The sequence below is a fragment of the Dysgonomonas reticulitermitis genome (assembly GCF_054601275.1).
In genome coordinates this window covers 19491-28822 of record NZ_BAAHWU010000039.1, presented here as the reverse complement: position 1 = coordinate 28822, position 9332 = coordinate 19491, and the positions used below count along the sequence as shown (strand labels likewise).

General features: G+C 42.0%; 5 protein-coding genes. All 5 read right to left on the bottom strand.

The window, feature by feature from the left end:
- Positions 1–456: 456 nt before the first annotated feature.
- From ACYPZI_RS12340 to ACYPZI_RS12320, 5 genes are read right to left on the bottom strand one after another with little or no spacing between them, the layout of a single operon-like run.
- On the bottom strand, positions 457–1485 hold the full coding sequence (locus ACYPZI_RS12340) for a BT_3987 domain-containing protein (protein ID WP_459602034.1): 1029 nt from the start codon (positions 1483–1485) through the stop codon (positions 457–459).
- 33 nt (positions 1486–1518) lie between these two features.
- On the bottom strand, positions 1519–2754 hold the full coding sequence (locus tag ACYPZI_RS12335; RefSeq protein WP_459602032.1) for a BT_3987 domain-containing protein: 1236 nt from the start codon (positions 2752–2754) through the stop codon (positions 1519–1521).
- A gap of 43 nt (positions 2755–2797) precedes the next feature.
- Positions 2798–3895, bottom strand: a complete 1098-nt coding sequence (locus ACYPZI_RS12330) for a glycoside hydrolase family 18 (RefSeq protein WP_459602030.1) — start codon at positions 3893–3895, stop codon at positions 2798–2800.
- Between the two features lie 23 nt (positions 3896–3918).
- A complete protein-coding gene (locus ACYPZI_RS12325; protein WP_459602028.1) occupies positions 3919–5535 on the bottom strand; it encodes a RagB/SusD family nutrient uptake outer membrane protein in 1617 nt (538 codons plus the stop codon).
- 20 nt (positions 5536–5555) lie between these two features.
- Positions 5556–8636 carry a SusC/RagA family TonB-linked outer membrane protein gene (locus ACYPZI_RS12320; RefSeq protein ID WP_459602026.1) on the bottom strand — a complete coding sequence of 1027 codons (3081 nt, stop codon included), beginning with the start codon at positions 8634–8636 and terminating at the stop codon, positions 5556–5558.
- Positions 8637–9332: the final 696 nt, after the last annotated feature.

Genomic DNA, 9332 nt, shown 5'->3' with positions numbered 1-9332 from the left:
GTAGATATAGAGCTTTCAAACCAGTTGGAGTTATTCTGCTAATCATCCTGCTCCTAATTTTATAGCAAAAACTTTGTCCTATTTGCATTGGGCTAAAGTTCTTGTTCCACAAAGCAGATGCGAAAAAGGAGCGTTGCTTATACGGAACTCAGGTTAGTAAATATAAACTCTATTTTTACGAAAAAACTTGAACTTTTTTTTCGCTGTTTCCAGTAACTATCATAATCAGAATAAATTACAAGCATTTCCGGACTTCTATGAATTATTTGCCCCGTCAAAGCCAGAAGCGCTTTAGATTCCTCCACAAGAATCCAGGTTGACCCCAACTTTGCCATTATATGCAAAATTGCGCTGAACCTTCTAAAAAAAGGCACAAGAAAAGAAAACCTTCACTCCAAACGTCTCAAAGCCGCTTGGAGTAAAGATTTCCTTACTAAATTACTCAAATTTTAATTACTATTGGTAAAGTTGGAATTCACGCATCACAATTTGTGTAGTACCAGTCAAACATTCCACTTTTATGAATCGACAGTTTACCACAGGCTCATAAAAGCTGACATATTGCGTTGTCGCCGTAGTCAATGCAACGTACCCTTGTGGTGTATAAGTTACGCCGTCGCTGCTTGTATATATGTTGGCTCCGCTTATTGCATAAGTCGTACTATACCCCAAAAACATAAAAGCCTTAACTGTACGAGGCAGTTTTGTATCTACCGTAATAATTAGAGGATATGATATTCCGGCTCCGGAATTATAATAATTATTGCCGGTAGTAGTGTTATCTACCAATTGCGCTATATTGCTCCCCACGTTGGCGCCGGACGCATTGGTTGCTGTTGCTGTCCACCCGAGTCCAGCTTTGTTTACTAATGTTCCCGGTAGAACGGTTACTCGCTGACAATTGGTAAAATTAACGTTAACAGTAGCATATACACGCGAAGGATTTTCGCCCATAGAGGCATTGGTTGCTGAAACTATTTTTGCTACGGGGAGCAAATATTTGCCCGGATTCAAAGGTCTCAAGTCGCTACTATTAAGCGAAAGCACAACGGTATCCGTTGAAATGTTAGCGCCACTGCGAATAACCACGTCTGTTTTACTCATTGATGCCGTAAGTCCCGCCGGCAGAGCAGAGTAACCATCCAAAGTGATCGAATTGTCCAATGCTAACTGCACGTGTACGTCGGAAGTGGCTATTTTCGAACACTGCACAACAAATTTAACTTTCACCTCTCCGCTTGGTGTGGTTGGCGAGTCAAGGTAAATAGAACTCACCGGCGTATTGGTAATCCTAAATTGCACACCGTTTTTAGGTACGTCAATACTGGCGGAAGTCTGAGTGTTGATATAAACAAAATTCTCGGGAGAACCCTTTACCACTTCGCCATAATCTACTTCTCCCTCACACGAAGACAGCGTAAAGGCAGCAACAACAAACATTGCGATGCCTGCCGCCATATATGTATATTTCAATAATTTATTCATTGTCTTTTATTTTTATTGGATGATCAATAGAATTTACAGGACACATATATTTTTGTTGTCTTCTACCCATTTAACTTGCGTTCTCAGATCTATTTGTGCAGGATCATTTTCGCCGGGAGCGCGCCAAGTATTTGACCAGTCCATGTCATATCCATGTCCTGTCGCATCGTGGAAAATCCACCCTGTGCCTTCATCTAATTTCCAGTAGGCGGCCAACCCGTCTGCACCGGGATCAACACCGCAATTACCCAATTGTATTTGGTTGGCAGATAAGGCTTTTGTCCACACGCGGATTTCGGCTATACGTCCCGGAAAATACTGACGTTGCCTATAAGTTGACGCCCATGACATTCCTAATTCAAAACGTTGGAAATTACCATCCATTGTTCCTAAAACTTCTGTATCTTTTACGCCGTCAACATACGCAGCTAATCCTTTACCGTTGTAGACGAATGAAAGCGTATACCACCGCCCTGCTTCAAATTCGGTCTTACAGAAAAAGCCGCCGATAGGATTAACTACTTGCAATATGTTGGGGTTGCTGCCGGCCTCGCCAAAACGCAACATGATAGCCTTGCTCTCGTCTATTTGTTCAAAAGCACATAAACGACTAATAGAAGCGCCGTTGGCAAGATTTGGAGCCTTCCAAGCGTTAGCTAAAAATTTTATTTCATAAGTAAAAGCATTATTTCGAGGAATTGCTTGTGCATCTGTAAAATAAAAATTACTGTTCATCGCGCCGGTTGTACTGCTAATATCTAACGAAGGGAAACCTACAGTCCTTGAAATACGTAGATAGATTGTTTTAGACGATTTCAAAACATCCATGCCACCGGAATCTTTAATTGTGATAGGCACCAAATAAATTCGTACGCCTTCAAATTTGGAATCATCCACAACACGCACGTTAACAACAGAAGAAGAGGCTTTTCCAGCTTCGATTACGACCTGCGTCCCGTCAAGTGTTATGGACGAAGCGGGAACAGGGTAATAAGTAGTTTTGTTTGCCGCGTTGTATGCCTCCACCAAGGAAGGATCGTGCTCAAGTGTTACTACAACATCCTTTGCGACCTTGTCGCTTGCCGAAACAGTAACCGGATAGGTTGAGGGTACATTTTCCACTAAAAACTTTACCACAGGATTACTTCCGGTACCTGTAACCATCAGTACCTTTTTGTTGGGGTCAAAATTGTTGCCTTCGCTGCATCTCGGACTAAACAGCACAACACCCACCAGCAAAATGGGCAATAAAAATATTTTTGTTTTCATATAACGATTCATTATCAATTATCAATTTTCGATACTCTATTATTTAGTATCCTCTTTGTGCAATTTGAATACAACGCCTAAAATTGTAATAAGGTCCCTTGGGATTATAGTAATCGCGGTCAAAATAGAACCCGCCAAAACCAGCTTTTACACCTTGTTTTGGATTCCATCGCGCCATACCTTCCAACGAATACATCTGTGACCCATCGTTAGTTTTAGTATTTCCATCCACTTCTGTAAAAGGTGTGCCCGCATTCTCATACCAAACGCTCAACTGTTCGGTCACGATAAACTTTTTGGTTGGCAACCAAGAAACCTGGTCATAATAACTTTGCAAGCGTTCCGCGTTATGCGCGGTAAATCCTTGCGAATAGGCTTGACGGATTAAGTAGTTAATCAAAGGTTCAAGAGTCGGGCTTATTGATGCTCCGGCGCTATAGTAGTCTATAAGAAGCAATTTGTCGGGATGGCTGGATGATGGTCCTATAGATTGACCAATGTGCGTCACCAATTTGGTAAAATTGGCGGTCTGCTGCGCAAAATCACCGGCAGGTTCAAAATCAAGGTCTAAACCATCCACATCGTTATCCAATATTTTGTACACCAAATAGTCTCCATATAGTTTAATACCGTCGTCGTCGTGAGTCAAAGCAACTTTCCTTCCGTCTCTCCATATAACGGTATCAACAGTAGAGCCGCTGCCCATTTTAGGACCTACGGTATATACAAACCGGGTACCTTTCACTTCACGTACATATTTCCAGTCGGCGTACGCGATGGGTGAATAATTAGAACTATTGGGATCATCGCTTGGAGGATTGCTGCCGCCATGTCCATCAATGCCGCCGCCTACCGTCCATATCGACACGATGTCCAGACTGTCGGGCAAACCGAGAAAACGTTCACCCATTGACGCGGGTTCCTTATAGCCTGCAGTTCCTTCCAAAGGTGCCCATGCGGCATACCAACCAAAACTCAATGTGTGGTCTGTTTGTTTCCAAGCCCGCAAGTTAGCATAATACTGCTCATCATACGTTTTGGGCACTTGAAGTTTCAAAGCCTCTTGGTCTGTATCGCAGCCTACAAAAGGTAAAGTCACAAAAAACAATACACTTATTATTAAATAGAAATTCCTTTTCATAATTATTATCAATTATAAATTATTTACAATTTTGCATCCCACCACAACTTGGTTCCGCCATTGTCGCCACCGTTTAGCTTGCCAATGCCGGTTTGCACGCCGGCGCTATTATTGTTATACTCCGATTGCGGGTAAGGGATACGGCGTATTTGCAACGCGGTATTGATGGTACCGCCGCTGTTGTTGTTAACCACAGGGAAGAGTTTGGGATATCCTGTACGTCGGTATTCCGCCCATCCTTCAGGTCCATCGGGATACATTGCAATCCACTTTTGGGTAATGATCCTCTCAAAGTTTGTTTCAAAGTCCGCGTTTTCATTCCATGCGACCGTCACTGTACTTGGCGCAGCTGAACTGGTAGCGCCTGCATTATTATCCACAAATGCCACAGGAGGGGTTACGCCCGCGGTATATGCCGCGGCGCCGCTCACTCCGTTTTCTTCAAACGAAACGCTAATGCCGTTTTCATAAAAAGATCGCGCGGTTCCTCCCATCGCCCAGCCTCGTAACGCGCCTTCGGCACGTAAAAAGTATGATTCAGCCGCCGTTATCCATACGATTTCGGTAGTCCCCATATCTATGTTCAGGTTAGAAATTTTTGGTCCTACAAATCCCGTCATTGCTCCAACAATACCCAAACGAACGCCGTGAAAACCCCCATCACTTGCGGCAGTAAAATAGGCCGGCCTCCTCGGGTCATTATAACCGTTCATATAAGCATCCATCGAAGCGCCCATGCGCGCCTCTCCGGCATTGAAATCTTTAATGTCATATAAGGGGTGGTAGTAAGACAAGTTTATAGAACGCCGTACAGCCGCCCTTTCGTTAACCGTAGTAATCACGCCATACACATTGTTGATCGATTTTTCCGCTTCTTGTTTCGCCAACGCGGCGTCAGCGTAAACACACCGCAACGCCAAACGCAAGCGCAGGGTGTTGGCGAATTTTACCCATCGTTCGGCATTGCCGCCATACACAATATCATATTTTTCGAGAATGGTCGCGGATGGATTTCCGCTAACAAAAGCGGTAAGCACATCAATGGCTTCGTCCAATTCTACAAAGAACTTTGTGTAAACGTCATTTAAGCCATCGTAATTGTTTTGCAGCGTCCCGCTTCCAAAATTGCAGTAAGGGATGGGACCATAGGCATCGGCGACGCGGTGCATAGCCTCCACTTTTATTATCGTGGCTAACGCAGCGACTTCCGGCAATTCCTGTTGTTTCGCAATTTCCATAACTGATTGCCAAGCGGGCATCACATCCACAAAACCGGATTCAAAAGTTTTATTAATCCAGCCCGGAATAAAAGAATATGAACCGTTGTGAACGCCGTTGTACCACGTACCGGTAGGAGCGATATATCCTGAATAGATATCGGATGTCAGCCCCTGTGCTACTTGATAATCACTGCTTAAAGTTCCTTCATCACCTGATCCATATTGAAACAACACAACATTCCGTTGCATCTGTGAAAAAAAAGCTCCTGTTTTGAGGAAATCATGCGACATCATATCCTCTGTTGCCTCGTGCTGGTTGGTGTTATAGGTTTCAAACTCTCCCGTGCAAGCGACGGCAAAAAGCATTGCGCCACACACGGCCAGCCTTATGCCACGCAAAAATATATTGTTGATACTCATAATAATGATGCTTTAGATGATTAAAATTGTATTTTAACGGCAAATCCCAAACTACGGTTACTTGGCATCATAAAGTAGTCTATGCCCTGATAATAAGTTCCTGTATTGGCGGTTATTTCAGGGTCAAAAGGCGCTTTATTGTACAAGAAAAACAGATTGCGTCCCACAAATGAAACATTTACATTTTTTGCCCAGTTTACCCATTTATCCACAGGAATATCATAACTCAGTTTCAATTCGCCCAGTCGCACATTGGTAGCGCTATAAACATAGTTGGCTCCCACACCTGATGTCCCACCGCCGACTACCGAATAGTAGTCCTGCGCATTGATGGGGTATCCATTCACTAACACTCCTCCTGCGTCTCGCGCATCGGCAGAAGCTTTTGATATACCATAGGCATCCATTATAGCTTGCGTGTTGGATACGACAATACCACCAACGCGTGCCGTAAACATGAAGTCTAACGACAAACCCTTCCAACTCAACGTATTACCCCATCCTAAATTATATTTAGGATTGCTGTTGCCTGCATAAATATAGTGATTGGGATCGTCATTGGAGGAGGGTGCAATCGTATTGTCGCCCGGAACTACATAAATGAAGCCGTGTTCATCCGTTTTGAGCGTGGTAACGTAAATGTCGCCCATTGAACCGCCTTCTTTGAGTGTCATTTTGTAGCTATCTGTTCCTCCACCCAAGTCCATTTCCCTTAAAGAAATGGTTTCACCTGTAACCGGATTAACCCATCCTGGCAACAACTCTACAATTTTGTTTTGATTGAGCGAATAGGTAAAGAAAGTTTTCCACACTAAATTGGAAACAACGGGTTGGGTAAAACTTGCCATGATTTCAATACCTTTGTTATCAACGCGTCCGGCATTCACTATCACGCTGGTAAAGCCGGAAGAAGCCGACAACGCAGGCTCAAAAAACTGGTTGTAAGTACTTGATTTATAAAGCGTAACATTCAATTTCATCTTGTTTTTGAGAAACACCAGGTTTGTACCCAATTCCCATGACTTGGTACGCTCGGGTTCTAATTTGGTATTGGGCATTCTGGTTTGCGTTACCGGCATACCGCCTGTAACAGGATAAGTAGGGATAGTCAAAAATTCTCTTGGTTCATTACCTACCTCCGAGTAAGACACGCGCAATTTAGCGTAGGACAGGGCATCAGTGTGAAAATCCAACAAGTCGGTAATAATGCCCGAAAGCCCCACAGTAGGATATAAAAATGATTTGGAGTCTGATCTTGCCAGCGTTGAAACCCAGTCGTTGCGGAGTGTAACATCAGCATAAATCATATTTTTGTAGCCCAACTGCGCGCTGCCAAATATAGCTTGCTTGTTTTTGTGGTATCCCGTTTGTGAGGCTTGCGATGTAGCAACATTCACATTCGAGTAAGTGAACAGGTTGGCTACACCCTGAAGTTTGCCGCCATACATATTTTGCCCATACACTACATCCTCAAAACTTGAACCCAATGTTGCTATCACATTGAACATCCCGTTATTGAGATCTTTGCTGATATTGAGTAACACATCGCCGTATATTTGACGGTTACTTATTTCATTGAGCGAATAATAGCCGGTTTCTGAAGCAAAGAGTGTGTTGGTGCCCGCGTCAAATTTCTTTTCAAGTTGTTCGTTATCCTTATCCAATTTTACACGCCCGGTCAAGTTTATCCAATCGGCAATATCATATTTGAGTGATATGTTTGCCATATAACGGTTTTTATTATTGATAAAATTGTTGTTGTCGGTAATCCAATATGGGTTTTGCATGGAAAATCCGGCTTCGTATGGCCAAAACTGTGTTTGGATATTTCGCGAAGCATCATATCGTTTGAATATCTTTACTTTTTCAAAATCGTCGCCCGCCGGAAATAGATATGCAGGAATTAAGGGATTAAAATACTGCCCTTGTGCAACCATATTATGCTCGTTTACAAAACTTGCCATAAAACCGGCGTCCATGGTCACCTTGTTGTTGAAAAACGTAGAAGTGTTGCGAAGTGAAAAATTGTAACGTTCATAATCATTGTTGCGCACAATTCCTTCCGATTTGACCAATCCCGCCGACGCATAAGTTTGATTCTGCTTGGTACCGGTAGACAAACTTATAGAATTGGACTGATATACCCCCGTTCGGAAAAAATCGGCGGGTTTATAACTCGAAGGCGTCGCTAATTTCTCGCCCCAACTATAATAGCTGCCTTGTTCCGATGGTGAGTAAGTATTTTGAAACCGGGGCAATAGAAGCGGATTAGAAAATGTAGTATTGTTTGAAATATTGATGGACAATTTGCCTTCTTTCCCTTTTTTCGTTGTTACCAAAATAACTCCGTTAGAAGCAGAACTACCATACAATGCGGCAGCCGAAGGGCCGGTAAGTACCGATATGCTTTCTATATCATCGGAATTGAGGTTGGAAATGGCATCGCCGGTTTGTCCCGCACCTTCAAAAATATCATCGGGTGATTCTGACGAAAGATTGGGCATTGGCACACCGTCAATCACGTATAAGGCATTATTGTTCCCCGAGATGGATTTCACACCACGCATTACTACGCGCGACGCACCTCCGGCGCCCGACGACGAACTGTTGATGGTTACGCCCGCGACCTTACCGTTGAGATTGTTTACAAAGTTGGCATCTTGTATTTTATTAACATCGTTGCCTGAAAATTGTTGCACATTGTAACTAATCGATTTGTCAGATCGTTTGATGCCCAATGCCGTTACCACCACTTCCTCAAGCGTAGAATTGTCTTTTAATACAATGTTAATGATATTTCTCCTATTTACCGCTACCTCCTGTTTCGTGTAGCCGACAAAAGAAAAGATCAATACGGCTGTCGCCCCGTCTTTCACTTCAAGAGCGTATTTCCCATCAAAATCGGAAACAGCGCTTGTAGTGGTACCTTTTATTACCACACTTGCCCCGATAAGAGGTTCTCCATCCACGTCTGTAATCACACCGGAAACATTCGTCTGTTGTCCCATAACAATTAATGGAAGGACAAAACTTATAAGGCATGTCACCACTCTCACAAGACATGTTTTTCTGACATAATTCACCTTGTCTATAAGATTCATAGGTCTAACAATTTATTAATTAATGTAATTTTAACCGAGGTAAATATAAGCATTTATTTGTTAATATATTATATTACGAAAATTATTTTTTTTAGTTAAATATTTATATTACAGATGCTTAAATATTGATTAATATACAATAAGCATAGAATATATATTCTATTCCGGACATTGAAAAGATATTACTGGATAAGGATTTAACTAAGAATAGAATTAACACGCAGACATCAACGTTTACCTGTTAATTTCTACAATAAGATATGTAAGAAAAATTACTCTAATTTTTAATGTATATTTATGATTTATACGATAGTGAATTGAAGCATTACTGTCATCGACAAAGTAATAACTGATCAGGAAATCATGACTGTCTACCTATTTGCAGGTCACTGTCAAAAGTATTTCCAAATCAAAGATATACATTAAGCAACAAAAGTAATATTTTTTTCGCTCCGAAAAAACAAGAACATATAAGAAATATAGGAATCAAGACGAAAGGCTTGTTTCGGGATTATAGTGGTCGAATCTTATAATGTGGAATAGAATCACCTCACTAGATAAGAATAAATTATTGGAATTTTGAAAGAAAAATAGTACTTTCGCAACGGTTTAAGAAAAATCCGGCGTTTTTCCGGAATAAAACTCACTAAAAATTGTTATTATGAACGAAGACCCTTATCCGAGTTACAGAAAACA